We start from the raw sequence: 25,835 nt of genomic DNA, 5'->3' as shown, positions 1-25,835 counted from the left end.
CAGGTCAGCGCTTCTCGACGAACAGGCTGACGAGCCAGTCGCGGAACAGGGTCCGGCCCTGGTGATCGACGACCTCCAGCCGGCCCGGCTCGGGCTTCGTCGGTGGTGCCCACACCCACCACTGCTTCGGGTCGTTAACGGGTGTGGCGGCGGCCTTCGGTGGGGTGTACTCGAACTCCCTGCACGTCCACACCCCGTCGTGGTGGTGGACATGACCGCTGATGCCCGTGGCCAGGACGGGTCGCCCGAATCTCTCGGGCCCGAAGTGGTCCGCCGAGAAGCCGCCGATGCTGTCCCACACGTAAGTGTTGTCGCCGAGCCGCCGGTCCTTGAAGTTGACGGTCTGCCTGGCCCAGTAGGACATCGACTGCCCGGGGCTCACCGTCCACAGCGACCGGAGCTCGCCCAGCCGCCACGCCCCGTCCTCGTCGAGGAAGAGGCCGCCCTGACTGTCGACGAGCCACGAGTGACCGACCACGTCATGCCGTTGTGCCATGACGGCCTTCTTCACCGGTCCGTACGGGGTGCGGCGGAGGTTCCCGGCCTGTGCGTAGGGCAGCAGCTCGGCGGCCGCGGCGTCGAGCTCGCCCTGCAGCGCTGTGCGGGCGGGCTCGACCCATGCCGTGGCGTCCGCGAGGGCACGATCTCGTGCTGCCTCGGCCTGCTCGATCCGCTCCTCGAAACTCACGTGCCGACGGTACCGGCAAGAGGCCGTGTCGACCCGGATCGGGCGTTGAGGAGCACCTCCTGGTGCCTGCCATGATGATCCCATGAGCGAGTCCTTCGACGCCGTCGACGTCATCTGCCACAAGCGCGACCACCACGAGCTGTCCGACGACGAGATCCGCTGGGTCGTCGACGCCTACACCCGCGGCGCCGTCGCCGAGGAGCAGATGAGCGCGCTCGCCATGGCCGTCCTGCTCAACGGGATGACCCGCCGCGAGATCTCGACCTGGACCGCGGCCATGATCGCCAGCGGCGAGCGGATGGACTTCTCGGGGCTGTCGCGCCCCACCGCCGACAAGCACTCCACCGGGGGCGTCGGCGACAAGATCACCCTCCCGCTGGCGCCGCTCGTGGCCGTCTTCGGCGTGGCCGTGCCGCAGCTGAGCGGGCGCGGGCTCGGCCACACGGGAGGCACGCTCGACAAGCTCGAGTCGGTCGCCGGCTGGCAGGCGACGCTGAGCAACGAGGCGATGATGCGCCAGCTCGAGGACGTGGGCGCCGTCATCTGCGCGGCGGGCTCGGGTCTGGCGCCGGCCGACAAGAAGCTCTACGCACTGCGTGACGTCACCGGGACCGTCGAGTCGATCCCGCTCATCGCGAGCTCGATCATGAGCAAGAAGATCGCCGAGGGCACCGGCGCGCTCGTGCTCGACGTCAAGGTCGGCAGCGGCGCCTTCATGAAGAGCCGCGAGGACGCGACCGAGCTGGCGCGCACCATGGTCGACCTCGGCACCGACGCCGGGGTCACGACCGTGGCGCTCCTGACCGACATGTCGACCCCGCTCGGGCTGACCGCCGGCAACGCCCTCGAGGTGCGCGAGTCGCTCGAGGTGCTGGCGGGCGGGGGGCCCCAGGATGTCGTCGAGCTCACCGTGCGCCTGGCCGAGGAGATGCTCGAGGCCGCCGGCCGCGGGGGCCAGGACGTGCGCGCCGCATTGACCGACGGCCGGGCCATGGACGTCTGGCGCGCGATGATCTCGGCCCAGGGCGGTGACCCCGACGCCCCGCTGCCCGTGGCCCGGCACACCCAGGACGTGCTCGCCCCGACCGACGGTGTCGTGACGCGGCTCGACGCTTACGGCGTGGGCGTCGTCGCGTGGCGGCTCGGTGCGGGTCGGGCCCGTAAGGAGGACCCGGTGCAGGCGGGCGCCGGGGTCGAGCTGCACGTCAAGCCCGGCGCCACGGTGCGCGCCGGCGAGCGGCTGATGACCCTGCACACCGACACCCCCGACCGCTTCGCGCGGGCCGAGGAGGCGCTCGAGGGTGCGGTGGTCGTCGCTCCCGAGGGCTCGCGCCCCGACGCCGGCCCGGTCGTCATCGACCGCATCGCCTGACCCCTGACGACGAAGGCCGCACCCGGGATGTCCCGGGTGCGGCCTTCGAGCGCCGGACGGGCTCAGTACCAGTGGTTCCGGCCGCCGATGGCGCGGCCACTGCGGCCGAGGACCAGCAGCACCACGCCGACGATGGCGAGGATGATGCCGATGGTCGTCAGGATCGAGATCTTGGCGATGAGGCCGATGATGAGAAGGATGACACCGAGGATGATCACGGCTTGGGCTCCTTTCGTGGGTCCGTCGCAACCGTAGCGGTGCTGAGGCCGTCAGGAGCCTCTCTCGGTGCACGAATCTGCGGGTCGTCCCGGCGGGAGGGACCCGGCCCCGGCCGCCCCCTCGGGCCGCGCCCGGAAGCGGCTCGCGCATCGCTACGCTGGGCGGCGTGGTGGACCTGCGCAGGACGATGACCGGCACGACTGTCGAGGGGCGGGTGCGGCCGTGAGCGAGCCCTCCACGCCGACCTCCCAGGTGGTGCGCCGCGCCCCCAAGGCCCTCCTGCACGACCACCTCGACGGCGGCCTGCGGCCGGCCACGATGGTCGAGCTCGCCGACGCGTCCGGCTACGACGGTCTCCCGACCACGGACCCCGAGGCCCTCGGCGAGTGGTTCCGCGACGCCGCCGACTCGGGGTCGCTGGTGCGCTACCTCGAGACGTTCTCGCACACGGTCGCCGTGATGCAGACCGAGGAGCAGCTCCGCCGGGTGGCCCGCGAGTGCGCGCTCGACCTCGCCGCCGACGGTGTGGTCTACGCCGAGTCGCGGTTCGCGCCCGAGCAGCACCTCGAGGGCGGCCTCGAGCTCGAGGCCGTCGTCGAGGCGGTGCTGGCCGGCTTCCGCGAGGGCGAGGACGAGGCGGCCGCGGCCGGCACGCCCATCCGGATGCGCGGGCTGCTCATCGCGATGCGGCACGCAGCGCGCTCGCGCGAGATCGCCGAGCTGGCCGTGGCCTACCGTGACCGCGGGGTCGGCGGCTTCGACATCGCGGGGGCCGAGGCCGGCTTCCCGCCCACCCGGCACCTCGACGCCTTCGAGTACCTGCGCCGCGAGAACGCGCACTTCACCATCCACGCCGGCGAGGCCTTCGGGCTGCCGAGCATCTGGGAGGCCATCCAGTGGTGCGGCGCGGCGCGCCTGGGCCACGGCGTGCGGATCGTCGACGACATCGAGGTCGGCGCGCGCGGTGGTGCGGTCCTCGGCCGGCTCGCGGCCTTCGTCCGCGACCGGCGCATCCCGCTCGAGATGTGCCCGAGCTCGAACGTCCAGACCGGGGCGGCCGACTCGGTAGCCACGCACCCCATCACGCTGCTCAAGGACCTGCGCTTCCGGGTGACGGTGAACACCGACAACCGGCTGATGAGCGGGACCTCGATGTCGCGCGAGATGGGTCTGCTGGTCGACGAGGCCGGCTGGGGCCTCGAGGACCTGCGCTGGGTCACCATCAACGCGATGAAGTCGGCGTTCCTGCCCTTCGACGAGCGGCTCGAGCTGATCGAGCACGTCGTCAAGCCCGGCTACGCCGCCCTGGGCTCGGTGCGCTGATACCCTCCCCCTGACCCCACTTCGTGCGACATGCACACGGTTCTCACCGCTCCGAGCCCATGAGAACCGTGTGTAACTCGCACGAGGTCGGGATGAGGGGGGTCAGCGCAGGGGGTCGGCGCCGACCACGCGGTCGCGCAGCGACTGCTCGCGGGCCAGCCGGTCGGTGTCGCGGCGGCGGCGCTCGGCGATGACGGCCGCCAGCACGTACTCGCCGTGGTACCCCGGCGGGGGCGCCGGCGCGACGTACCGCAGGACCTCCGCGAGGAGCTGGGCCCCGAGGGGCTCGCGGGACCCCGGGCTGAGGGCGCCGGCGCGGGAGAGGAACTGGCGCACCGCCACCGTGAGGCCCGAGGGCAGGGCGGCCACGTCGGCGGTGTGCGCCCAGGTGGCCAGCGGCGCGGGCATCTGCGGCGGGACGGTGAGCCGCATCCGCGAGCGCTGGGTGACGACGTAGGTGCCGGCCGCGAGGTCGCCGAGCCGCTTGCAGCGCGGGCTCACGACCGACGCGACGAGCGAGGGGATGCCCGACAGCAGGTAGATCTCGACGAAGCCGACCAGCGCCCGGGTGAGGGCGTGCCGCGACGTGATGGGGCCCCCGTCGTCGCGCACCACGCGCAGCCCCATGACGAGCTTGCCGAGAGTGCGGCCGCGGGTGAGGGTCTCGACGGTGGCGGGGACGCCGACGGTGACCGCGACCACGCCGACCAGACCGAACGCGGTGGCGACCGCGTCGGAGGTGTCGGCGACCAGCACCCCGACGACCCAGACGCCGACGAACAGCAGCACGAGCGCCACGACGAGGTCGATGAGCCCGCTGACCGCGCGGGCCATGGTGCTGGCGACCGGCAGCTCGACCGCCACGCCTTCGCCGGTGACGACGTCCTCGGACGCGTACGCGCGGTAGCCCGGGCCCTGGGCCCCGTTGTCGCTCACCGGCCCAGGCTAACCGCGGCCCCTGCCGGACCGGGTCGCCTACGCTGAACCCGTGGACCTGGACGCGTACGTCGCGGCGCATCACGCGCAGTGGTACCGGCTCGAGCAGCTCGTGGGCCGGCGGCGCCTCTCCGGCGCCGAGGCCGACGAGCTCCTCGACCTCTACCAGCGGGTGTCGACCCACCTGTCGGTCGTGCGGTCCTCGAGCCCCGACCCGTCGGTGGTGGCGCACCTGTCGTCGCTGCTGGCGCGGGCCCGGCTCGCCACCGCGGGCCGGCGCGCCGGCTCGTGGCGCGGGCTGCTGACCTTCTTCACCGCGACCTTCCCGGGGGCGCTCTACCGGTTGCGCTGGTGGTGGGTCAGCACCGCGCTGCTCAACGTCGCCATCGCGTTCGGGGTCGGCTGGTACGCGGTGCGCAACCCGCGGGTCTACACCTCGCAGATGTCGCCCGAGGAGATCCGCCAGTTCGTCGGCACCGACTTCGAGCAGTACTACTCCGAGTACGCGCACCTCGACTTCACCGGGCTGGTCTGGACCAACAACGCGTGGGTCTCGGCCCAGGTCATCGCGCTGGGCGTGCTGGGGCTGCCGGTGCTCTACATCCTGGCCACCAACGTGCTCAACGTCGGGGTCGCGGGCGCCCTGATGGCCTCGCACGACCGGCTCGGCCTGTTCTTCGGGCTGATCCTGCCGCACGGGCTGCTCGAGCTGACCGCGATCTTCGTCGCCGGCGCCGTCGGCCTGCGCATCTTCTGGTCGTGGGTCAGCCCCGGGGCGCTGCCGCGCGGCCAGTCGCTCGCGCGCGAGGCGCGGACGGCGGTCGCGGTGGCCCTCGGGCTGGTGGCGGTGCTGTTCGTCAGCGGCGTCATCGAGGGCTTCGTCACCCCGTCGGGCCTGCCCACGTGGGCGCGCATCGGCATCGGGATCGTGGCCGAGACCGCGTTCCTGCTCTACGTCTTCGTGGTCGGCCGGGCTGCTGCGGCGCGCGGCGTCACCGGCGACATCACCGAGCGCGAGGCGGGCGACGTCCTGCCCGTGGCTGCCTGAGCCACCCCGAGGCCGGCCGTCAGAGCAGGCCCTGGCGCTTGAGCGCGAGGTAGTGGTCGGCCAGCCGCACCGGCAGCTCGTCGGGCGGCGCGTCGAGCACGTCGACCCCGAGCCGCCCCAGGGCGTCGGCGGCGAGCGCCCGCAGGCTGCCGGTGCGCTCGGCCGCGGCCGCTCCCCACACCTCGACGGACCCGTCGCGCGCGGTGCGCATCCGCTCCAGTGCCGGGTCGGAGACCGACGCGACGACCACGCGGTGGTGGGCGACCAGGGCCGGCAGCACCGGCAGCAGCCCCTCCTCGACGGCCGCCGGCTCCAGCGGTGTCAGCAGCACGACCAGGGCGCGATGGGTCGAGCGCGCCACCTCGCCCGCCAGCGCGCCCCAGTCGGTCTCGACGACCTGCGGGTCGACCGGTGCGAGGCGGCTGATGACGTCGTGCAGCAGCGACGCGCGGTCGGCGCCGGAGATGCGGGTGTGCACCCGGCGGTCGCCCGCGATCACCTGCACCCGGTCGTGGGCGTGCCCGGCCAGCGCGGTCAGCAGGAGGGCGGCATCCATGGCGGCGTCCAGGCGCGGGGCGTCGCCGACCCGGCCGGCGCTGGTGCGCCCGGTGTCGATGACGATGACGATGCGGCGGTGCTGCTCGGGCTGCCAGGTGCGCACCACCAGGTGCTGGCGCCGCGCGGTGGCGCGCCAGTCGATGGAGCGCACGTCGTCGCCCTCGACGTAGTCGCGCAGGCTGTCGAACTCGGTGCCCTGCCCGCGGGTGCGCACCGCCGCCCGCCCGTCGAGCTCCCGCAGCACGGCCAGGCGGCTCGGCAGGTGCTTGCGCGAGGGGAACGCGTGCAGGACCCGCACCCGGCCCGGGACCTCGACCGAGCGCTGGCGGGCGGCCAGGCCGAGCGGCCCGACCAGGCGGGTGGTGACGCGGTCGGCGAGGCGGTCGCCGCGGCGGGTCGGGACCAGGGTGGTGACGACGCGGCGGCGCTCGCCGGCCGGGACGTCGAGGGGATGCCGCCCCGGCGTGGCCCCGGCCGACGGCGGCCAGCCGTCGCGCAGCAGCCCGCGAGCCCGGCGCCGGCCGGTGTTCTCGACGGCCAGCTGGGTGGCCAGCGCCTCGCCGAGGCGCACCTGGCCGTCGCCGTCGCGGGTGAGCCGCAGCGCGCTGGGCGAGGCCGCCAGCAGCAGGTCGGCGGCGACCGCCAGGAGCCACACCAGCACCCACGCCCACACCGTCGAGCCGGCCGGTCGCAGCACGACCGGGACGATCCCGAGCAGGAGGAGCGCCGCGGCGCGGGTGGTCAGGGCCATCAGCGCGGGACGGGCACCGACGCGAGGACGCTGTGCAGCACCGAGGTCACCGACGTGCCCTCGAGCTCGGCCTCCGGGCGCAGCATGAGGCGGTGCGCCAGGGTGGCGACGGCCAGGGCCTTGACGTCGTCGGGCGTCACGTAGCCGCGCCCGCTCAGCCAGGCCCACGCGCGGCTGGTGGCCAGCAGCGCGGTGGCGCCCCGGGGGGAGACCCCGAGGGCCAGCGACGGCGAGACCCGGGTGGCGCGGGCGAGGTCGACGACGTAGCCGATGACCTCGTCCGAGACCTGGACCTCGCGCACCGCGGCGGCGCCGGCCTCGACGTCGGCAGCGCTCGCCACGGGCCGGATGCCGGCCGCGGCGAGGTCACGCGGGTCGAACCCGGCCGCGTGGCGCCGCAGCACCGAGACCTCGTCGTCGCGCTCGGGCACCGGCAGGACGACCTTGAGCAGGAAGCGGTCGAGCTGGGCCTCGGGCAGGGGGTAGGTGCCCTCGTACTCGACGGGGTTCTGGGTCGCCGCCACCAGGAACGGGGAGGGGAGGCCGTGCGCGGTGCCGTCGACCGAGACCTGCCGCTCCTCCATGGCCTCGAGCAGCGCCGACTGGGTCTTGGGGGGCGTGCGGTTGATCTCGTCGGCCAGCAGCAGGTTGGTGAAGACCGGGCCCTGGCGGAACGAGAAGTCGCTCTCCTTGGCGTCGTAGACCAGCGAGCCCGTGAGGTCGCCGGGCATGAGGTCGGGCGTGAACTGCACCCGCTTGGTGCCGACGTCGAGCGAGGCCGCGAGCGAGCGGACGAGCAGGGTCTTGGCGACCCCGGGTACGCCCTCGAGGAGGATGTGGCCCCGGCACAGGAGCGCGACGAGCATCCCCGCCACGGCGGCGTCCTGGCCGACGACGGCCTTGCCGACCTCCTCGCGGACCCGGACGAGCGCCGCGCGGGCGTCCCCGGCCGGCGGGGTGGTGGTGCTGGGGGTGTCAGTCATGTCGGGCGACCTTCTCCTCGAGATGGGCGAGCTGCTGGGCCAGGGAGACGAGACCGGCCTCGTCGGGGGCGGGGCCGTCGCGCAGGAGGGCGTCGACCTGGGCGGGGGGCATCGTGGTGGCGCGGGCCACGGCGTCGACGAGCGCGTCGAGCGGGGCCCCGGGAGCCAGGCCGAGGCGCCGGGACAGCCGCGCGAGGGTGGCGTGCCGCAGGATGCGGGCGGCGCGGGCGCGGTCGTCGGCCACGCGGTAGAGCTCGGCGCGGCTCTCGGTGGTCTCGGTGGCGCGGACCACGACCGGCAGCGGCTCGGGGACCAGGCGCCCCAGCCGCCGGCCGCGCGACACGGCGAAGGCGACGAAGGCGAGGCCGGCCAGCACCAGGGCGGGCCCGGCCCACTCGGGCCACACCGACCCCTCATCGCGCTGCGAGGGGTTGTCGGTGGCGTCCTCGATGCCCGGGTGGTACCAGACCAGGCGGGGCGAGGCGCCCAGCAGGCGCACCAGGAGCCCGGCGTTGGCGGAGTCGGTGACGTAGCGGTTGGTGGCGGCGTCGGGGAACCCCACCAGGGTCATCGCGGCGTGGCGGCCGTCGGCGGGGAGGTCGAGCGCGGCGTACCCGGTGGGCGGGAGGGCGTCGGGGTCGGTGGTGCGCCCGGGGGCGGGCGCCGGGTAGCAGCCGCTCGCGCCGCGCAGACCGTTGCCGGGCACCAGCATCCACAGCACGGGGGCGACCCGGTCGCCTGGGCGCACCCACGGCCGGGTGCAGTCGGCGGTGCCGGGCTCCTGGGCCACGCCACGCGCCGACACGTCGAGACCCAGCAGTGACAGCGTGCGGGCCGAGGCGTCGAGCACGACGATGCGGTCGACGCCCCGCGAGTCCCGCAGCAGCCGCCGGGCCGCGGTGTCGGTGAGCAGGTCGGCGTTGCCCAGCACGATGGTGGAGCCCGCCTCGTCGCCGGCGGCGCGCACGGCGTCGGCCGAGGTCTCGGCCACCCGCACGTCGATGCCCCGGTCGCGCAGCACGGTGACCAGCGCCGCGGTGCCGCCCTGGCCGGTGCCGTCGGGGTGCAGGTACTCCTCGGGCGACGGCGAGCCCGCGGCGACGGCGATGACGGCACCACCGACCACCAGCAGGAGCACCCACAGCAGCACCGCCCGGCCACGGCGGACGACGGTGGCGACCTCGGTGCCCTCCGGGGAGACCGAGGGCTCGGTGACGGGCGCGCTCATCCCGCCGCCTCCGCGACGAGGCGCTCCGGGCGGGCCGCGGCGAGCCGGTCGTCGAGGGCCACCACGCCACGGGCCTGGGCCTCGGTGGCGTGGCGTCGGCCGTAGCGGACCGCGTCGAAGGCGTCGGCCGCCTCGAGCAGGGCGCCGCGCTCGGCCGGGAAGCGCGGGGCGACCGCGACGGCGACCTCGTGCGCGGTGCGGCCCGGGGCGTCGTCGATGACGACCCGTTCGACCGCGGCGCGGGCGAGGGTGCGCATCCCGTCGACGACCACGGTGTCCCAGTCGCCGCGGGCGAGGGCCTCGAGAGCGCGCCGCCGCAGCTCGGCCGCCGGCACGTCGGGGACGTCGAGGACACCGGGGGGCCGGCCCGCGCCGCGCGCGCCCACGTCGCGGCGCAGCACCCGCACCAGGACGAGGGCGAGCACGGCGAGCACGAGCCCGACCGCGACGGGCAGGAAGACCGACGGCAGCCCGGTGGCGGGCGAGGAGGAGAGGAGGCGGCCGAGGAGCTCCTGGAGCCGCTCGAGCAGGCCGGGCTGCGCGTGGTAGCGCGGGCTCGAGAGCTCGTCCTGCAGCCAGCGCCGCGCCTCATCGGAGGTGGGGCCCAGCGGCGCGTCGAAGGGCGCGGACGCACGCAGGAGGAGGAGCACGGTGGGCGTCAGGACGAGGGGGTCGGCCACGGAGCGGGGGCCGCGCCCTGGGCGGCCTGGATGAGCTGCACGTCGAGCCCCTCGTCGCGGATGCGCGCGTCGACGTAGAGGAGGGAGTCGACCCCGGCGCTGAACGGGGTCGTCAGCGCCCCGGTGATGAGCCCGGCCACCCCTGCGAGGACGGTGTTGAGGACCAGGAAGGTGCTGCCCTGCGGGTCCTCGCCGAGGGTGGCGACCAGGACGATGAAGACGATGATGGTCAGCGGCACCGTGACCACCGAGGACGCGAAGCCGACGACGACGGCGGTGAGCAGGCGCAGGCCGAAGATGCGCCAGAAGGGGCCCTTGAGCGGGCTCCCGACGAGACGGGCCGACCGGGCCAGCCCGCCGAACACCCCGAGCCGCTCGATGACGATCGACGGGGTCGCGAAGGCCCACGCCGTGCCCAGGTAGATGCCCGCGGCGAGCAGCAGCAGACCTCCGACGGCGAACAGCAGGACGTACAGGCCGATGCTCCCGCCACCCGCCGACTCGGCGTAGGCGACGACGCCGACGGGGATGCCGAGGGTGACCGCCACGACCAGCACGAGGGCGACCAGCGTGACCAGGACCGCGCCGACCATCGCGGGGACCCGGCCCGCGGTGGCGCGCCACGTCTGCCCCATCGAGACCTTGCGCCCCAGGACGGCCTGCGCCACGACCTGCGCCAGGAAGCCCGCCAGCAGGATGGCCGAGAAGGTCTGGCCGATGGCCGGCAGGTACGCGCCCAGGATGCCGAGGCCGAGGTCGTCGGGGAGGGTGTCGGAGGCGGCGCTCGAAGAGTCGGGAAGGAACGAGAACGATGACCGGCCGGCGAGCCATGCACCGAGTGCGGTCGTGGGGAGCAGGAACGCGAAGGTGGTGAGGGCGGCCAGCCCGATGGTGGCGCCCGGGTTGCCGCGGATGGCCTTGAGGGTGGCGCTGTAGAGGTCACCGATGGTCAGCGGTCGCAGCGGGATGATGCCGGGCCGGTGGTCGAGGCGGCCGTAGGCGACCGGCCCGGTGGGGGGTGGCGGGGCGGCGGCGGGGTGGCCCGGCGGGGGGTACGCGGGGGGCGGAGGGGGCGGGCCGGGGGCCGCCGCGGGGCCCGCGCCCGGGGCCACCCACGGCTGGTCGGTCATCGCAGATCCCCCTCGTACGCCACGGCGCCAACCCTAACCGAGCAGCCCGCGCTCCACCGCGGAGGCGCGAGAACCGGTGGCACCGAGCGTGGTCTGCCGCGCGATGATCCCGGGCTCGTCGCGCATCAGCCGCCAGCCGCGGCGCACCAGGACCAGCGGCGGCTTACGGCGCTCCCTCAGGTCGCGGGCCAGCCGCCGGGCGAAGGTGACGGCGGGGCGGTGGTGCACGCACCAGGCGCTGTGCAGCATCCCCTCGGCGTCGAGGCGCGCCACCACCTCGGCGGCGAAGATGCCCTCGGCCAGGACCAGGTCGTCGGGGCGGGCGGTGACCTCGTGGCGGCCGCGGGCGCGGCTGGTGGCGAGGTCGTAGACCGGCAGGGTGGTGCGCCCGGTGTCGACCAGCTCGCGCAGGGCGGCGACGGCGCGGTCGGCGTCCCAGCTGTCGGGGTGGTCCCAGTCGACGATGCCGAGCTCGGCCTGGCGCGGCATCGCGGGGTCGTCCTCGTCGCGGTAGAAGTCGTCGAGCCGGAAGACCGGCCACCCGCGGGCGGCGTGGAGGCGCTGCGCGAGGCGCGACTTGCCGGCCCCGCTCGGGCCCGCCAGGACGACGACGCGGCGGCGGTCAGGGCCCGGGGAGGCGGGGGTGTCGCTGCCGGTCCGCTCCGCCTCACTCACGGGGCGCCAGTCTAGAGGGGCCGCTCACCCGACCAGAACGTGTGTGAACACGCCGGGGGATCAGCGGCGTGTTCACACACGTTCGGGGGTGGGGCGGGGGGAGGGGGAGGGCTCAGCGGCCCTTGGGGTGCCAGACGGTCTTGGTCTCGAGGAACGCCGAGAGCCGGGTGAGGTCGGGCGTCGCGTCGAAGTCGGGCTCGACGGCCTCCGCCCCGGAACCGCCCGGCCGCAGCACCCGCTTGAGGTTCTCGGCGGCGGCCAGCTCGAGGTCCCCCCACACCACGCCCTCGGCGTCCGCGGCACCCGTGAGGTCGATGGCGTTGACGTCGCGGTGCGAGGCCAGCCACGGCGCGACCTCGGCGGTGTCGCCGGTGATGACGTTGACCACGCCGCCGGGCACGTCGGAGGTCGCGAGGCACTCGGCCAGGTCGATGGCGGGCAGCGGGCGCTCGCGCGAGGCGAGCACCACGCACGCGTTGCCCGACACCACGACCGGCGCGACCACCGAGACCAGCCCGAGCAGCGAGGACGCCTGCGGGGCCAGTACCGCGACGACGCCGGTGGGCTCGGGGGCCGAGATGTCGAAGTACGGCCCGGCCACGGGGTTCAGCCCGCCCAGGACCTGCGGGTACTTGTCGGCCCAGCCGGCGTACCAGACCCAGCGGTCGACGGCCGCGGACACCACGGCATCGGCCCGGGCCACGGTGAGCCCCTCGGAGTCGCGCACGTCCTGGACGAGCTGGGCGCGGCGCCCCTCCATCACCTCGGCGACCCGGTAGAGCACCTGCCCACGGTTGTACGCGGTGGCCCCGGCCCATCCGGGCTGGGCCTTGCGGGCGGCGACGACGGCGTCGCGCGCGTCCTTGCGCGAGCCCAGCGCGGCGTTGGCCAGGAAGCGGGGGCTCGAGCGCCGACCCGACGGTGCCGCCAGCACCTCGTACGAGCGGCCGCTCTCGGACCGCGGGAACGCCCCGCCGATGTAGAGCTTGTACGTCTTGCGGACGTCGACGCGCGCGCTCACTGCTCGCTCCCGGTCTTCACGTAGGCCTCGAGCCCGTGGCGGCCGCCCTCACGGCCGTACCCGGACTCCTTGTACCCGCCGAACGGCGAGGTGGGGTCGAACTTGTTGAAGGTGTTGGCCCACACCACGCCGGCGCGCAGCTGGTCGGCCATCCACAGGATCCGACTGCCCTTCTCGGTCCACACCCCGGCCGAGAGGCCGTACGGGGTGTTGTTGGCCTTGGCCACCGCCTCGCCGGGGGTGCGGAAGGTCAGCACCGAGACCACCGGCCCGAAGATCTCCTCCTGGGCGATGCGGTGCGACTGCGCGACGTCGGTGAAGACGGTGGGGCGGAACCAGTAGCCGGCCGTGGGCAGCTCGCAGCCGGAGTCCCAGCGCTGCGCCCCCTCGGCCTCGCCGGCCTCGGTGAGCGCCGCGATGCGGTCGAGCTGGGCCTTGCTGTTGATGGCGCCGACGTCGGTGTTCTTGTCCATCGGGTCGCCGACGCGCAGGGTCCCGAGGCGGCGCTTGAGCCGGCGCACGACCTCGTCGGCGACGTTCTCCTGCACCAGGAGCCGGCTGCCGGCGCAGCACACGTGCCCCTGGTTGAAGAAGATGCCGGTGACGATGCCCTCGACGGCCTGGTCGAGCGGGGCGTCGTCGAACACGATGTTCGCGCCCTTGCCGCCGAGCTCGAGGGTGGCCTTCTTGCGGGTGCCCGCGATCGAGCGGGCGATCATCTTGCCGACGTTGGTCGAGCCGGTGAACGCCAGCTTGTCGATGCCCGGGTGGTCGACGATGGCCTGCCCGGTGGCCCCGGCGCCGGTGACGATGTTGACCACGCCCGGGGGCAGCTCGGCCTGGCGGCAGATCTCGGCGAACAGCAGCGCCGTGAGGGGGGTGGTCTCGGCCGGCTTGAGCACGACGGTGTTGCCGCAGGCCAGCGCGGGCGCGACCTTCCACGCGAGCATCAGCAGCGGGAAGTTCCAGGGGATGACCTGGCCCACGACCCCGAGCGGGCGCGGGTCGGCGCCGAGCGAGGCGTACCCCAGCTTGTCGGCCCATCCGGCGTGGTAGAAGAAGTGCGCCGCGGCCAGGGGCACGTCGACGTCGCGGCTCTCCTTGATGGGCTTGCCGTTGTCGAGGGTCTCGAGCACGGCCAGCTCGCGGGCGCGCTCCTGGATGATGCGCGCGATGCGGTAGAGGTACTTGCCGCGGTCGGCCCCGCTCATCCGCGACCACACCCGGGTGTAGGCGGTGCGGGCGGCCCGGACGGCGGCGTCGACGTCGTCGGCGCTCGCCTCGGAGACCTCGGCGAGGACCTCCTCGGTGGCGGGGTTGACGGTCTTGAACGGCGTGCCGCCGGTGGCCTCGACGAACTCACCGCCGATGAACAGCCCGTAGCTGCTGGCGATGTCGACGACGGCCCGGGACTCGGGGGCCGGTGCGTACTCGAAGGTGGGCATCCGCTGCTGTCCTTGCGTCGTGGGGGTCAGTAGCCGCTGGGGGCGTCGTCGGCGACGTAGTCGGCACCGGAGTAGGCGCCGGTGGCCATCCGCTGCCGCTGGAGGACGAGGTCGTTGAGCAGGCTCGAGGCGCCGAAGCGGAACCAGTGGTTGTCGAGCCAGTCCTCGCCGGCGACCTCGCTGACGGTCACGAGGTAGCGGATGGCGTCCTTGCTGGTGCGGATGCCGCCGGCCGGCTTCACGCCGACCTGGACGCCGGTGGCCTCGCGCCAGTCGCGCACGGCCTCGAGCATCGTCAGCGTCACCGGCAGCGTCGCCGCCGGCGAGATCTTGCCGGTGGAGGTCTTGATGAAGTCGCCGCCCGCCAGCATCGAGAGCCACGAGGCGCGGCGCACGTTGTCGTACGTGACGAGCTCGCCGGTCTCCATGATCACCTTGAGGCGCGCGCCGCCGCAGGCCTCCTTGGTCTCGACGATCTCGCGGAAGACGGTGAGGTAGTCGCCGGCCAGGAAGGCGCCGCGGTCGATGACCATGTCGATCTCGTCGGCGCCGTTGCCCACGGCGTCACGGACGTCGGCGAGCTTGACGGCCCGGCTGGCGCGACCGCTGGGGAAGGCGGTGGCGACGGCCGCGACCTTGACCCCGGACGCGCCGAGGGTCTCGCGGGCCAGGCCCGCCATGTCGCCGTAGACGCACACCGCCGCCGGGCTCGGGGTGGAGAGGTCGCTGGGGTCGGGCACCAGCGCCCGGGTGGCGAGGCCCCGGACCTTGCCCGGGGTGTCGGCCCCCTCGAGGGTCGTCAGGTCGATCATCGAGATGGCGAGGTCGATGGCCCAGGCCTTGCTCGTGGTCTTGACCGACCGCGTCGACAGCGCGGCGGCGCGGGCCTCGCAGCCGACCTGGTCGACGCCCGGCAGGCCGTGCAGCCAACCGGTGAGGGCCGAGTTCGTCAGGCGCGAGACCCCGAGGAGGTCGCGGGCGCGGGCCGCGGGGTCGGCGTCGGTGGCGGTACTCACCCCGGGAGTCTACGGGCGCCCGGACGGGGCGGTCACCCGTGGCGGGGGTGAGCGGTGACGAGGAACGGGGCGCCCCGACGGCAGGATCTGCCGGTCGGTGCGCCCCGGTCCGGAGGCGGTCGGGCCCGCTCAGAGGCAGGTGACCGTGATCGGGTAGGCGGTGATGTCGTCGCCGTAGACGTTGCCGTCGTAGGTGATGGAGTCGCGCACCGAGAAGGTCACGGTGCCGGTGGTCGGGGAGACCCAGACCACCGAGCGGCTGCCGCTGTCGCCGCTGGAGTTCGTGTCGTAGCGGGAGCCCGCGACCGGGACGCCGTCGACGAGGAGCTCCTGCGCCATCGGGGTGTTCCACCCGGTGAACGCCTCGTAGGAGTACGAGAACTGGTACGAGCGGCCCGAGACGACGTCGAGGGCGTGCGAGGCCGTGGCCGTGACCGTCTGGCCCGGGTCGGGGTCGGTGTTCATGAAGAACGCGCCGTTCACGAACGACGCTTCGCCGCCGCCGGATCCGGTGACGTCGAGCGTCCACCCCTCGGCGTCCGAGAACGCCGGCAGGCTCGGACAGGCGCCGGGGGACGCGGCGAGCGCGGGGGCGGCCGCGCCGACCGCGATGACGGGCATGGCCCAGGCGGCGCCGCGGGCGACGGAGCGCCGCGTCGGCCGGGCGGTGGAGGGCAGGGTCGGGCGAGCGTCGAGAGGCATGGTGGATCTTTCGTTCGGCACGTGAGAACGCGGAGGGACATCGCGGTCGCTATGAGGGAGGGGAGGCGAGACCCCCGTAGGACGTCCCCGATGCGGCTGCCGCCGGCCGGCGAATGCCACACCCGTGGATCGACCTCTGTCCAACCTAGGGCACACCGCTCCTCCCAGTGGCCGCTTCGGTCACATCAGTGACACGCGGTGTCGTCGACGGCGCCGGTCGAGACGCAGGTCAGGGGCCCCTGGGCGTCGTCCGGCCCGCCCGCCGCCCCCTCCCGGCCGCGGGGCGTCAGCCCCCCGAGGTCCGGCCGGCCCCGGGGGCGAGGCACACCGGTGGTCAGGGTCTCGTGAGCTCCGCCAGCGCCGCCCGCAGCGCTGCCAGCCGCCCACCCGCCCGGCGCCGGGCGCCCGCCAGGTCGGCGTCGTCCGCGACCGGCTCGACGGCCTCGAGGTAGACCTTGAGCTTCGGCTCGGTGCCCGAGGGGCGCACGATGACGCGCGAGCCGTCGGCCAGCAGGTACCGCAGGCCCTCGGTCGGAGGCAGGCCGCCGTCGCCGCGGGCCAGGTCGTCGGTGCGGTCGACCTCGACGCCGGCCAGCGTCGTCGGCGGCTGCGCCCGCAGCCGGTCCATGACCCGCCCGATGAGCGAGAGGTCCTCGACCCGCACCGAGAACGCGTCGGTGGCGTGCACCCCGTGCTCGCGGGCCAGATCGTCGAGGCGGTCGGCGACGGTGCGTCCCTGCTGCTTGAGCCCGGCGGCCAGCTCGGCCACCAGCAGGGCGGCGGTGACGCCGTCCTTGTCGCGCACGTGCGCCGGGTCGACGCAGTACCCCAGCGCCTCCTCGTAGCCGTAGCGCAGCCCCTCGACGCGTCCGATCCACTTGAAGCCGGTGAGGGTCTCCTCGTGGCGGACCCCGGCCGCCGCGCACACCGCGGCCAGCATCCGTGACGACACGATCGAGCTCGCGAACACCGCGCCGTCGGGCACTGCGCGCTCCAGCACGTGCGCGCCCAGCAGGACGCCGACCTCGTCGCCGCGCAGCATCCGCCAGCCGCCGGTGCCGGGCACGGCCACCGCGCACCGGTCGGCGTCGGGGTCGTTGGCGATGACGACGTCGGGGGAGGTCTGCTCGGCCAGCTCGAGGGCGGCGTCCATGGCGCCGGGCTCCTCGGGGTTCGGGAACGCGACGGTGGGGAACATCGGGTCGGGCTCGGCCTGCGAGCCGACGGGGATCGGCTCGGCGAAGCCCGCGGCCAGGAAGGCCCGGCGCACCGTCTCGGAGCCGACCCCGTGCAGCGCGGTGTGCACGACCGTCAGCTCGCGCGGCGCGTCGGTGGCCACGACGCCGGCGGCATCCGCCAGATAGGCCTCGAGCACGTCGTCGCCCAGGGTCTCCCAGCCGTCGTCGGCCCGCGGCACCGACGCCACCGACGCGACGGCGGCGATCTCGGCGGCGATGAGACCGTCGACGGGCGGCACGATCTGCGATCCGTCGCCGACGTAGACCTTGTAGCCGTTGTCCTCGGGCGGGTTGTGCGAGGCGGTGACCATGACGCCGGCATCGGCGCCGAGGTGGCGGATGGCGTACGCGAGCACCGGGGTCGGCAGCGGGTGGGGGAGCACGACGGCGCGCCCGCCCATCCCCGTGACGACGGCACAGGTGTCGTGGGCGAAGACGTCGGAGTTGGTGCGCGCGTCGTAGCCGACCACGACGAACGGCTGGCGGGTGAGCGTGTGCAGGTACGCGGTCAGCCCGGCGGCGGCCCGGATGACCACGGCCCGGTTCATCCGGTGCGAGCCACCCCCCAGCCGGCCGCGCAGCCCGGCCGTGCCGAACTCGAGGAGCCCCGACATCGCATCGCCCAGCTCGGCGACGGCGGCGGCGTCACCGGCCCCGGCGCGTGTCGCCAGGCCCTCGAGCTCGGCGCGGGTGGCCGGGTCGGGGTCGTCGGCGGCCCAGGCGCGGGCGGCGGCGACGAGCGCGTCGGGGGAGGAGGCGGTGCCGGTCACGCCCCGGCGCCGATCAGCCCGACGACGTCGGCGAGGAGGCGGCCGCAGCGCTCGGCGGCGGCCTGGCCGGCCTCGATGACCTCCTGGTGGCTGAGCGGGGTCGGCGAGATGCCGGCGGCCGCGTTGGTGACCAGCGAGATGCCGAGGACCTCGAGCCCCGCCTGCCGGGCCGCGATCGCCTCGAGCGTCGTCGACATCCCCACCAGGTCGCCGCCCAGGGTGCGCGCCATCCGCACCTCGGCCGGGGTCTCGTACTGCGGGCCGCGGAACTGCACGTAGACGCCCTCGTCGAGGCTGCCGTCCACCTGCCGGGCCAGCGCCCGCAGCCGCGGCGAGTACAGGTCGGTGAGGTCGATGAAGGTCGCGCCCTCGAGCGGCGTGGCCGCGGTGAGGTTGATGTGGTCGCTGATCAGCACGGGGGTGCCGGGGGACCACTCCGGCCGCAGGCCGCCGCAGCCGTTGGTGAGGACGACCGTGGTGCAGCCCGCGGCGGCGGCGGTGCGGATGCCGTGCACGACCGCACGCACGCCCCGCCCCTCGTAGTAGTGGGTGCGGGTGCCGTAGACCAGGGCTCGCCGGCCGGTGTCGCCGATGGCGACCGAGCGCAGGGTGCCGCTGTGGCCCGCGACGGCCGCCTTGGCGAAGGCGGGCACGTCCGTGTTCTCGATCGTGGCCAGCGTCTCGCCGACCAGGTCGCCCGCCTGCCCCCAGCCGGAGCCGAGCACGAGGGCGACGTCGTGACGCTCGACCCCGGTGCGCTCGCGGATGACGGCGGCGGCCGCCTCGGCGACCGCGAACGGGTCGGCGGCCGGGTCGGTGAGGTCGTGGACGGCGGCGGTGTCGGTCACCGGGAGAGCGTAGCGAGGCGCCCCGAGGCGGGCGACACCGTGGGGCGGCGGGAGTGGGGGCGCCCGCGCGGATGGTTGGATGGCACCCGTGAACGCGCGGTCGAGCAGAGTCGTCATCCTCGGCGGGGGCCCCGGGGGGTACGAGGCCGCCCTGGTGGCCGCCCAGCTCGGGGCCGAGGTCACCGTCGTCGAGCGGACCGGCATCGGCGGGGCCGCGGTGCTCACCGACTGCGTGCCGAGCAAGACCCTGATCTCGACCGCCGACTACATGAGCGACTTCGAGACCGCGGCCGACCTCGGCGTGCACCTCGAGGACCAGGAGGGCGACGAGGTCTCCGACGCCGTCGCCGACCTGCCCGAGGTCAACCGCCGCGTCCTGTCGCTGGCCGCGGCCCAGAGCGCCGACATCACCGCCCGCCTCGCCGAGGTCGGCATCCGCACCGTCGCCGGCGCGGCGTCCCTGACCTCGCCCACCACCGTGCGGGTCGAGCCCGAGGAGGACGGCGGCGCGGCCGAGGAGCTCACCGCCGACGTCGTCCTGGTGGCCACCGGTGCCGCGCCGCGGGTCATGGACACCGCCGTGCCCGACGGTGAGCGGATCCTCACCTGGCAGCAGATCTACGACCTGCGCGAGCTGCCCCGGCGGCTCGTGGTGGTCGGCTCGGGCGTCACCGGCGCCGAGCTGGCGCAGGCCTACCTGGGGCTCGGCTCCGAGGTCGTCCTGGTCTCGTCCCGCGAGCGGGTCCTGCCGGGCGAGGACCCCGACGCCGCCACCGTCATCGAGGACGTCTTCCGCAAGCGCGGGATGGAGGTGCTCAGCCGCTCGCGCATGGAGTCGGTCAGCCGCACCGCCGACGGTGTCCTGGTGCGGCTGGTCGACGGCCGCGAGGTCACCGGCACCCACGCCCTGCTGGCCGTGGGCTCGGTCCCGCAGACCCGCGGCATCGGGCTCGAGGAGATCGGCGTCGACCTCCTGCCGTCCGGGCACATCGCGGTCGACAAGGTCTCGCGCACCTCGGTGCGGGGCGTCTACGCCGCGGGCGACTGCACCGGCGTGCTCCCGCTGGCGTCGGTGGCGGCGATGCAGGGCCGCATCGCGATGTCCCACGCCCTCGGCGACGCCGTGGCCCCGCTGAACCTCGGCGTGGTCTCGGCCAACGTCTTCACCGACCCCGAGATCGCCACCGTCGGCATCACCCAGAAGGACGTCGACGAGCACCGGGTCGACGCCGAGGTGCTGATGCTGCCGCTGGCCCGCAACCCGCGGGCCAAGATGCTCGGCATCCGCGACGGGTTCGTGAAGCTGTTCGCGCAGAAGGGGTCCGGCGCCGTCGTCGGGGGCGTGGTGGTGGCCCCGCGCGCCTCCGAGCTGATCTTCCCGGTGACGCTGGCCGTGCAGCACCGGCTGAACGTCGACCAGGTGGCCTCCACCTTCACCGTGTACCCGTCGCTGTCGGGCTCGGTGGCCGAGGCCGCCCGCCGCCTGCACGTGCGCGGCTGACCGCGCCGACTCCGGCCGGAGCCGGTCGCCCCTCGCCGGGGCGGTCGTCCTCCGGTCCGGGCGTGGTCAGCCCTCGGCGCCCTCGGCGTCCTTGATCTCGCAGATGACCGCGCCGTTGGTGACGGTCGCGCCGACCTCGGCGCTGAGCCCGCTGACGACACCCGCCTTGTGCGCCGTGATGGGCTGCTCCATCTTCATGGCCTCGAGGACGACGACCTGGTCGCCGGCGGCCACGGTGGCGCCCTCCTCGACGCTGACCTTGACGATGGTGCCCTGCATGGGGGCGGTCAGGGAGTCGCCCGAGGCGGCCGCGCCGCCGGCGGACCGGCCGGTGCGCCGGGGCGCCTTCTTGCGGGACGCGCCCACCGCGCCCCCCGAGCCGCCACCGACCCCGAGCGACAGGCCGCCCGGGAGCGAGACCTCGAGCCGCTTGCCACCCACCTCGACGACGACGCTCCGGCGCTCCTCGGCCTCCGGGGCGTCGGCGCTCGGGCCGGCGTAGGGCGCGATGTCGTTGTCGAACTCGGTCTCGATCCACCGGGTGTGGACGGTGAAGGGCTGGTCGGGGTCGGCCGGCGCGAACGCCGGGTCCGCCACGACCTTGCGGTGGAAGGGCACCACGGTCGGCATCCCCTCGACCACGAGCTCGTCGAGGGCGCGGCGGGCCCGCTCGAGGGCCTGCTGGCGGGTCCGGCCGGTGACGACGAGCTTCGCGATCATCGAGTCGAACGCCCCGGCCACGGTGTCGCCCTCGACGATGCCGGCGTCCCAGCGGACCCCGGGCCCCTGGGGCACGACCATCCGGGTCACGGTGCCCGGCGCCGGGAGGAAGCCGCGCCCGGCGTCCTCGCCGTTGATGCGGAACTCGATGGAGTGCGCGTGCGGCTCGGGGTCGCGGTCCTCGAGGCGCTCGCCGTTCGCGATGCGCAGCTGCTCGCGCACGAGGTCGAGGCCGGTGACCTCCTCGGAGACGGGGTGCTCCACCTGGAGGCGGGTGTTGACCTCGAGGAAGCTGATGTCGCCCTGGGGCCCGACGAGGAACTCGCAGGTGCCGGCGCCGACGTAGCCGGCCCGGCGGAGGATCTCCTTGCTCGCGCGCAGGAGCTCGGTGTGCTGCTCGTCGGTGAGGAACGGCGCGGGCGCCTCCTCGACCAGCTTCTGGTTGCGGCGCTGGAGCGAGCAGTCGCGCGTCGACACCACGACGACGGTGCCGTGCTGGTCGGCCAGGCACTGGGTCTCGACGTGGCGCGGGTGGTCGAGGAAGCGCTCGACGAAGCACTCGCCGCGCCCGAAGGCGGTGACGGCCTCGCGCACCGCGGAGTCGAACAGCTCGGGGATCTCCTCGAGGGTGCGGGCGACCTTCAGGCCGCGGCCGCCGCCGCCGTAGGCCGCCTTGATGGCCACCGGGAGCCCGTGCTCCTGGGCGAACGCGACCACCTCGTCGGGCCCGGAGACGGGATCCTTGGTCCCGGGGACGAGGGGGGCGTCGGCCGCGAGGGCGATGTGGCGGGCCTTGACCTTGTCGCCGAGGCTGTCGATGGCCTCGGGGCCGGGCCCGATCCAGGTGAGGCCGGCGTCGATGACCTTCTGCGCGAACTCGGCGTTCTCGGCGAGGAACCCGTAGCCGGGGTGCACGGCGTCGGCGCCCGCCTGCCGCGCCACCTCGATGAGCTTGTCCTGGAGCAGGTAGGACTCGCCGGGCGTGGACCCCCCGAGGGCGTAGGCCTCGTCGGCGACCTTGACGTGGAGGGCGTCACGGTCGGGGTCGGCGTAGACGGCGACGGAGGCGACCCCGGAGTCCTTGCAGGCGCGGGCGATGCGCACCGCGATCTCTCCCCGGTTCGCGATGAGGACCTTGCTGATCGGCATGGCTCGGACTCTAGCGGCCCGACGCGCTCGTCTCCGGGTGCCGGTGGGCGACGTGGGCCACACCCCGGACCGCGGCCCCGGGACGCCAGGGGTCAGGTGGCCAGACCGAGGATGAACGCCTCCTCGCCCTCCGGCGGCTCGCCGGCGGCCACGGCGAAGGACTCCAGCGCCGACGCCAGCGTGCGACGGCGCGAGGCCGGCATGGCGCTCATGATGGCGAGGATCGACTCACGGCGGAAACCCATCACCCTCTGGACCAGCTCGTGGCCGGCGGGGCTCAGCGTGAGGGCCAGGTGGCGCCGGTCGGAGGGCCGGTCCGTGCGCTCCACCAGCCCCGCGCCGACGAGCTTGTCGACCATGCGGGTGGCGTTCGACGGATGCACTCCGAGGTGGCGCGCGACCTCGCTGAGGTTGAGCGGGGCGTGGCCGGCGATGACGACCAGGACGCGGAACTGCACCAGGGTGACCTGGTCCTCGACCTCGGCGATCGAGCGTGCCACGACGGACACCAGGACCCGCGAGGCCCGCATCACGGCGTCGACCTGGGCCCGCTCCTCGTCCTGCTCCGTGGTTTCCATTCCCGGTGTGTCCCTCCTGTGCAGCGACCGCCCCGTGTCGGGCACCCGGTCCAGCCACCGCAGTATGGCAGCCGCCGCGCGGGCCCGTCGTAAGGATCAGGGGGCTCAAGGGCTGCGTAACAGCAATCATTGCGCTATAACTATCGTGAGCACGGTAGCACCAGGAGGGAGACGCCCGTGACCCACGACGAGTCCGCCCGTCCCGCGCCCGACGGGGGTGACGCGGCACCCGGCCCGCTGGTGTCGTCGGTCGAGGTCGCGGCCTACGCGGTCCCCACCGACGCGCCCGAGGCCGACGGGACCCTCGCCTGGGACTCCACGGGCGTCGTCGTGGTCGAGGTCGCCGCGGGTGGGCGACGCGGGGTGGGGTGGACGTACGCGCCGGCGGCGGCGGCGGCCCTCGTCCGCGACGTGCTGGCGCCGGTGGTCGTGGGCGGCGACGCCATGGCCGTGGCCGGACTGTCGCAGGCGATGATCCGCCAGGTGCGCAACATCGGCCGGCCCGGGCTGGCCTCCTACGCGATCTCCGCGGTGGACGTCGCCCTGTGGGACCTCAAGGCCCGGCTGCTCGGTCTCCCGCTCCATCGGCTGCTCGGCGCCGTGCACGACGGGGTGCCCGTCTACGGCAGTGGGGGGTTCACGACCTACGACGAGTCCCGGCTGACCGAGCAGCTGACCGGCTGGGTCGACCAGGGGATCCCTCGCGTCAAGATCAAGATCGGGGAGTCCTGGGGGAAGCGACCCGACCGCGACCTGGCCCGGATGCGGCAGGCGCGCCACGTCGTCGGCGACGAGGTCGAGCTCTTCGTCGACGCCAACGGGGGGTACGGCCGCAAGCAGGCGGTCCGGATGATGGCCGCGGCCGCCGACCTCGGGGTGCACTGGTTCGAGGAGCCGGTGTCGTCCGACGACCTCGACGGGCTCGCCGAGGTCCGCGCCGCGGTCGCCCCGGACGTCACGGCGGGGGAGTACGGCACCGACCTCGCGTACTTCGCCCGGATGTGCCGGGCCGGCGCCGTCGACTGCCTCCAGGTCGACGCCTCACGGTGCGGCGGGATCAGCGAGTGGCTGCGGGTCGCGGCCCTGGCCGCGGCCTCCGGCCTCGACGTGTCCGGCCACTGCGCCCCCCACCTGCACGTCCACGTCGCGGCCGCCGTCGCGAACCTGCGCCATCTCGAGTGGTTCCACGACCACGTCCGCATCGAGTCGATGTTCTTCGACGGCACCCTCGACCCCAGCGGCGGTGTCCTGGTGCCGGACCCGCACGCGCCGGGTCACGGTCTGACGTTCAGGCGCGCCGACGCCGAGAGCCACCGCGTCAGCGCCTGAGGACCACCGGAGCCGCCGCCCCCTGGTGGGGACGGCGGCTTCGGTGCGCGCGGCTCAGCGGGTCAGTACCCGTCGCCGGGCAGGAGCTCCTGCACCTTCGTCTTGACGCCCTCCTTCACCACGCCCCAGGCGTGGGCATCACCCTTGAGGATCGACTCGGCGGCGTCCTTCATCTGCTCGAAGGTGGCGTGCGGGGGGACGGGCGGCACGTCGGGGTCGGTGTGCACGTCCAGGACGGTGGGCCGGTCGGCGCTCAGCGCCCGGTCCCAGGCCGCCCCGAGCTCGTCGGGGTCGGTGACGGTGATGGCCTGGAGGCCGAGGCTCGCGGCGAAGGCCGCGAAGTCGACGTCGGGCAGCGACTGGGACTCCACGAACGTCGGGGAGCCCTCCATCGCCCGCAGCTCCCAGGTGACCTGGTTCAGGTCGTTGTTGTGCAGGATCGCGATGACGAGCCGGGGGTCGCTCCACGTCTCCCAGTAGTGCTTGACGGTGATCAGCTCGGCCATCCCGTTCATCTGCATGGCGCCGTCGCCGGCGAACACGATCACCGGCCGCTCGGGGCAGCCGAACTTCGCCCCGATGCCGTAGGGGACGCCCGGGCCCATGGTGGCCAGGTTGCCCGAGAGGGAGCCGCGCATGTCGCCGCGGAACTTCAGCTGGCGGGCGTACCAGTTGGCGGACGAGCCCGAGTCGGCGGTGACGATGGCGTCGTCCGGCAGCCGGGGGGACAGCTCCGCGAAGAGGCGCTGGGGGTTGACCGGGTCGGCCGAGACGTCGGCCTCACGCGCCATCACGTCCCACCAGCGCGCGACGTTGGACTCGATGGTCTCGCGCCACGAGCGGTCCTCCTTGCGGTGCAGGTGCGGGATGAGGGCCCGGAGGGTGGCCGCGGCGTCACCGACGAGGTTGACCTCGTAGGGGTAGCGCATCCCGATGTACTTGGCGTCGAGGTCGATCTGCACCGCGCGGGCCTGGTCGAACGCCGGGAGGAACTGGGTGTACGGGAAGCTGGACCCGACGGTGAGGAGGGTGTCGCAGTCCATCATCATCTCGTAGCTGGGCCGCGTCCCCAGCAGGCCGATCGAGCCGGTGACGTACGGCAGCTCGTCCGAGAGCACGTCCTTGCCGAGCAGCGGCTTCGCGATCCCCGCGCCGAGCAGCTCGGCGACCTCCTGGAGCTCGGCGCGGGCGCCGCGTGCTCCGGAACCGGCCAGGATCGCGACCTTGGCACCGGCGTTGAGCAGGTCGGCGGCCTTCAGGACGGCCGCGTCGTCGGGTGCGACGGTGGGCCACGCGGTGCCCAGGCTCGACGGCACCATCTTGAACTCGTGCGTCGGCGGCGAGTAGTCGAGCTCCTGGACGTCCGCGGGGATGATGATGGCCGTGGGGGCACGCTCGGCCAGGGCGACCCGGATGGCCCGGTCGAGCACGTTGGGCAGCTGCTCGGGCACGGTGACCATCTGCACGTACTCGCTGGCCACGTCCTTGAACAGGGTCAGCAGGTCGACCTCCTGCTGGTAGGAGCCGCCCATCGCCGAGCGGTTGGTCTGGCCCACGATGGCCACCACGGGGACGTGGTCGAGCTTGGCGTCGTAGAGGCCGTTGAGCAGGTGGATGGCGCCCGGGCCCGAGGTGGCCATGCAGACGCCCAGGCGGCCGGTGAACTTGGCGTACCCGACGGCCTCGAACGCGCTCATCTCCTCGTGCCGTGACTGCACGAACATCGGCTGGTTCTCGGCCCGCCCCCACGCCGAGATGATGCCGTTGATGCCGTCGCCGGGGAAGGCGAAGACGTGGTCGACGCCCCACTCCCGCAGGCGCTGCAACAGGTGGTCGGAGACCTTCGGTGATGCCATGCGCTCCTCCTGGATCCGTGAACCCGGTCGGGTTCGGTGGTGGTGCCCGTCGCGGCGGCCACGGCCACCGG

The 25,835-nt window shown here is 74.3% G+C and carries 23 protein-coding genes; 5 read left to right on the top strand and 18 right to left on the bottom strand.

From position 1 onward, the window contains the following. Window positions 1-4: 4 nt before the first annotated feature. Window positions 5-688 carry a hypothetical protein gene (locus ATL31_RS10620; protein WP_101395744.1) on the bottom strand — a complete coding sequence of 228 codons (684 nt, stop codon included), beginning with the start codon at window positions 686-688 and terminating at the stop codon, window positions 5-7. 82 nt (window positions 689-770) lie between these two features. Between ATL31_RS10620 and ATL31_RS10615 the strand changes: the two genes are divergently transcribed. After that, window positions 771-2,060: a thymidine phosphorylase gene (locus tag ATL31_RS10615; RefSeq protein WP_101395743.1), complete on the top strand. Its 1,290-nt coding sequence runs from the start codon at window positions 771-773 to the stop codon at window positions 2,058-2,060. Window positions 2,061-2,122: 62 nt separating this feature from the next. Here the strand turns inward: ATL31_RS10615 and ATL31_RS16540 are convergent, their stop codons facing one another. Beyond that, window positions 2,123-2,278 carry a DUF6131 family protein gene (locus tag ATL31_RS16540; protein ID WP_170062500.1) on the bottom strand — a complete coding sequence of 52 codons (156 nt, stop codon included), beginning with the start codon at window positions 2,276-2,278 and terminating at the stop codon, window positions 2,123-2,125. A 223-nt stretch (window positions 2,279-2,501) separates the two neighbouring features. On the opposite strand from ATL31_RS16540, the gene ATL31_RS10610 reads away from it, so the two are divergent. Continuing rightward, on the top strand, window positions 2,502-3,602 hold the full coding sequence (locus tag ATL31_RS10610; protein WP_101395742.1) for an adenosine deaminase: 1,101 nt from the start codon (window positions 2,502-2,504) through the stop codon (window positions 3,600-3,602). A gap of 102 nt (window positions 3,603-3,704) precedes the next feature. On the opposite strand, the gene ATL31_RS10605 is transcribed toward ATL31_RS10610, so the two are convergent. Further along, complete coding sequence (locus ATL31_RS10605; protein ID WP_245862270.1) at window positions 3,705-4,538, bottom strand: RDD family protein; 834 nt, start codon at window positions 4,536-4,538, stop codon at window positions 3,705-3,707. A 52-nt stretch (window positions 4,539-4,590) separates the two neighbouring features. On the opposite strand from ATL31_RS10605, the gene ATL31_RS10600 reads away from it, so the two are divergent. Continuing rightward, entirely contained in the window at window positions 4,591-5,586 is a 996-nt protein-coding gene (locus ATL31_RS10600) for a stage II sporulation protein M (protein WP_101395741.1), read from the top strand. Between the two features lie 19 nt (window positions 5,587-5,605). Here the strand turns inward: ATL31_RS10600 and ATL31_RS10595 are convergent, their stop codons facing one another. The 12 genes from ATL31_RS10595 to ATL31_RS10530 all read right to left on the bottom strand — a co-directional run bounded on the left by ATL31_RS10595 (window position 5,606) and on the right by ATL31_RS10530 (window position 18,631). Next, window positions 5,606-6,895 carry a DUF58 domain-containing protein gene (locus tag ATL31_RS10595; RefSeq protein ID WP_101395740.1) on the bottom strand — a complete coding sequence of 430 codons (1,290 nt, stop codon included), beginning with the start codon at window positions 6,893-6,895 and terminating at the stop codon, window positions 5,606-5,608. Beyond that, entirely contained in the window at window positions 6,895-7,878 is a 984-nt protein-coding gene (locus tag ATL31_RS10590) for an AAA family ATPase (RefSeq protein WP_101395739.1), read from the bottom strand. The genes ATL31_RS10595 and ATL31_RS10590 overlap by 1 nt, the downstream gene beginning before the upstream one ends. Then, entirely contained in the window at window positions 7,871-9,106 is a 1,236-nt protein-coding gene (locus ATL31_RS10585) for a DUF4350 domain-containing protein (protein WP_101395738.1), read from the bottom strand. The genes ATL31_RS10590 and ATL31_RS10585 overlap by 8 nt, the downstream gene beginning before the upstream one ends. Further along, complete coding sequence (locus ATL31_RS10580; protein WP_101395737.1) at window positions 9,103-9,786, bottom strand: DUF4129 domain-containing protein; 684 nt, start codon at window positions 9,784-9,786, stop codon at window positions 9,103-9,105. Before ATL31_RS10580 ends, ATL31_RS10585 begins: the two co-directional genes overlap by 4 nt. After that, window positions 9,765-10,916, bottom strand: a complete 1,152-nt coding sequence (locus tag ATL31_RS16325) for a hypothetical protein (protein ID WP_143598378.1) — start codon at window positions 10,914-10,916, stop codon at window positions 9,765-9,767. Before ATL31_RS16325 ends, ATL31_RS10580 begins: the two co-directional genes overlap by 22 nt. 33 nt (window positions 10,917-10,949) lie before the next feature. Next, window positions 10,950-11,591 (bottom strand): uridine kinase family protein, encoded by a 642-nt coding sequence (locus ATL31_RS10560; RefSeq protein WP_101395733.1) that lies wholly within the window; start codon window positions 11,589-11,591, stop codon window positions 10,950-10,952. A gap of 112 nt (window positions 11,592-11,703) precedes the next feature. Further along, window positions 11,704-12,612 carry an aldehyde dehydrogenase family protein gene (locus tag ATL31_RS10555; RefSeq protein ID WP_101395732.1) on the bottom strand — a complete coding sequence of 303 codons (909 nt, stop codon included), beginning with the start codon at window positions 12,610-12,612 and terminating at the stop codon, window positions 11,704-11,706. After that, complete coding sequence (locus ATL31_RS10550) at window positions 12,609-14,057, bottom strand: aldehyde dehydrogenase family protein (protein ID WP_101395731.1); 1,449 nt, start codon at window positions 14,055-14,057, stop codon at window positions 12,609-12,611. Before ATL31_RS10550 ends, ATL31_RS10555 begins: the two co-directional genes overlap by 4 nt. A 26-nt stretch (window positions 14,058-14,083) precedes the next feature. Beyond that, window positions 14,084-15,073 (bottom strand): deoxyribose-phosphate aldolase, encoded by a 990-nt coding sequence (gene deoC, locus ATL31_RS10545; RefSeq protein WP_101395730.1) that lies wholly within the window; start codon window positions 15,071-15,073, stop codon window positions 14,084-14,086. Window positions 15,074-15,202: 129 nt separating this feature from the next. Continuing rightward, on the bottom strand, window positions 15,203-15,775 hold the full coding sequence (locus ATL31_RS10540) for a hypothetical protein (protein WP_101395729.1): 573 nt from the start codon (window positions 15,773-15,775) through the stop codon (window positions 15,203-15,205). Between the two features lie 334 nt (window positions 15,776-16,109). Further along, window positions 16,110-17,783, bottom strand: a complete 1,674-nt coding sequence (locus tag ATL31_RS10535; protein WP_101395728.1) for a phospho-sugar mutase — start codon at window positions 17,781-17,783, stop codon at window positions 16,110-16,112. Beyond that, window positions 17,780-18,631 (bottom strand): purine-nucleoside phosphorylase, encoded by an 852-nt coding sequence (locus tag ATL31_RS10530; RefSeq protein ID WP_245862266.1) that lies wholly within the window; start codon window positions 18,629-18,631, stop codon window positions 17,780-17,782. The genes ATL31_RS10535 and ATL31_RS10530 overlap by 4 nt, the downstream gene beginning before the upstream one ends. A 79-nt stretch (window positions 18,632-18,710) precedes the next feature. Here ATL31_RS10530 and ATL31_RS10525 point away from each other — a divergent pair, with 79 nt between their 5' ends. Further along, entirely contained in the window at window positions 18,711-20,132 is a 1,422-nt protein-coding gene (locus ATL31_RS10525; RefSeq protein ID WP_101395726.1) for an NAD(P)H-quinone dehydrogenase, read from the top strand. A 66-nt stretch (window positions 20,133-20,198) separates the two neighbouring features. On the opposite strand, the gene ATL31_RS10520 is transcribed toward ATL31_RS10525, so the two are convergent. Together ATL31_RS10520 and ATL31_RS10515 are read right to left on the bottom strand one after the other, a co-directional pair. Next, window positions 20,199-22,001: an acetyl/propionyl/methylcrotonyl-CoA carboxylase subunit alpha gene (locus ATL31_RS10520; protein WP_101395725.1), complete on the bottom strand. Its 1,803-nt coding sequence runs from the start codon at window positions 21,999-22,001 to the stop codon at window positions 20,199-20,201. A 92-nt stretch (window positions 22,002-22,093) separates the two neighbouring features. Then, the gene (locus ATL31_RS10515) at window positions 22,094-22,579 is read right to left on the bottom strand and encodes a MarR family winged helix-turn-helix transcriptional regulator (RefSeq protein ID WP_245862264.1); all 486 of its coding nucleotides are present in this window, start codon (window positions 22,577-22,579) and stop codon (window positions 22,094-22,096) included. A 177-nt stretch (window positions 22,580-22,756) separates the two neighbouring features. Between ATL31_RS10515 and ATL31_RS10510 the strand changes: the two genes are divergently transcribed. Further along, window positions 22,757-23,908, top strand: coding sequence for an enolase C-terminal domain-like protein (locus ATL31_RS10510; protein WP_211284011.1), 1,152 nt, complete (start codon window positions 22,757-22,759; stop codon window positions 23,906-23,908). A 62-nt stretch (window positions 23,909-23,970) separates the two neighbouring features. Here ATL31_RS10510 and ATL31_RS10505 read toward each other — a convergent pair whose 3' ends face one another. Then, a complete protein-coding gene (locus ATL31_RS10505) occupies window positions 23,971-25,764 on the bottom strand; it encodes a thiamine pyrophosphate-requiring protein (RefSeq protein ID WP_101395724.1) in 1,794 nt (597 codons plus the stop codon). Between the last annotated feature and the right edge of the window lie 71 nt (window positions 25,765-25,835).

The organism is Phycicoccus duodecadis (assembly GCF_002846495.1).
GTDB lineage: Bacteria > Actinomycetota > Actinomycetes > Actinomycetales > Dermatophilaceae > Phycicoccus > Phycicoccus duodecadis.
Note: the sequence above shows the minus strand (reverse complement) of the source record. Positions and strands in the feature narration are given on the sequence as shown.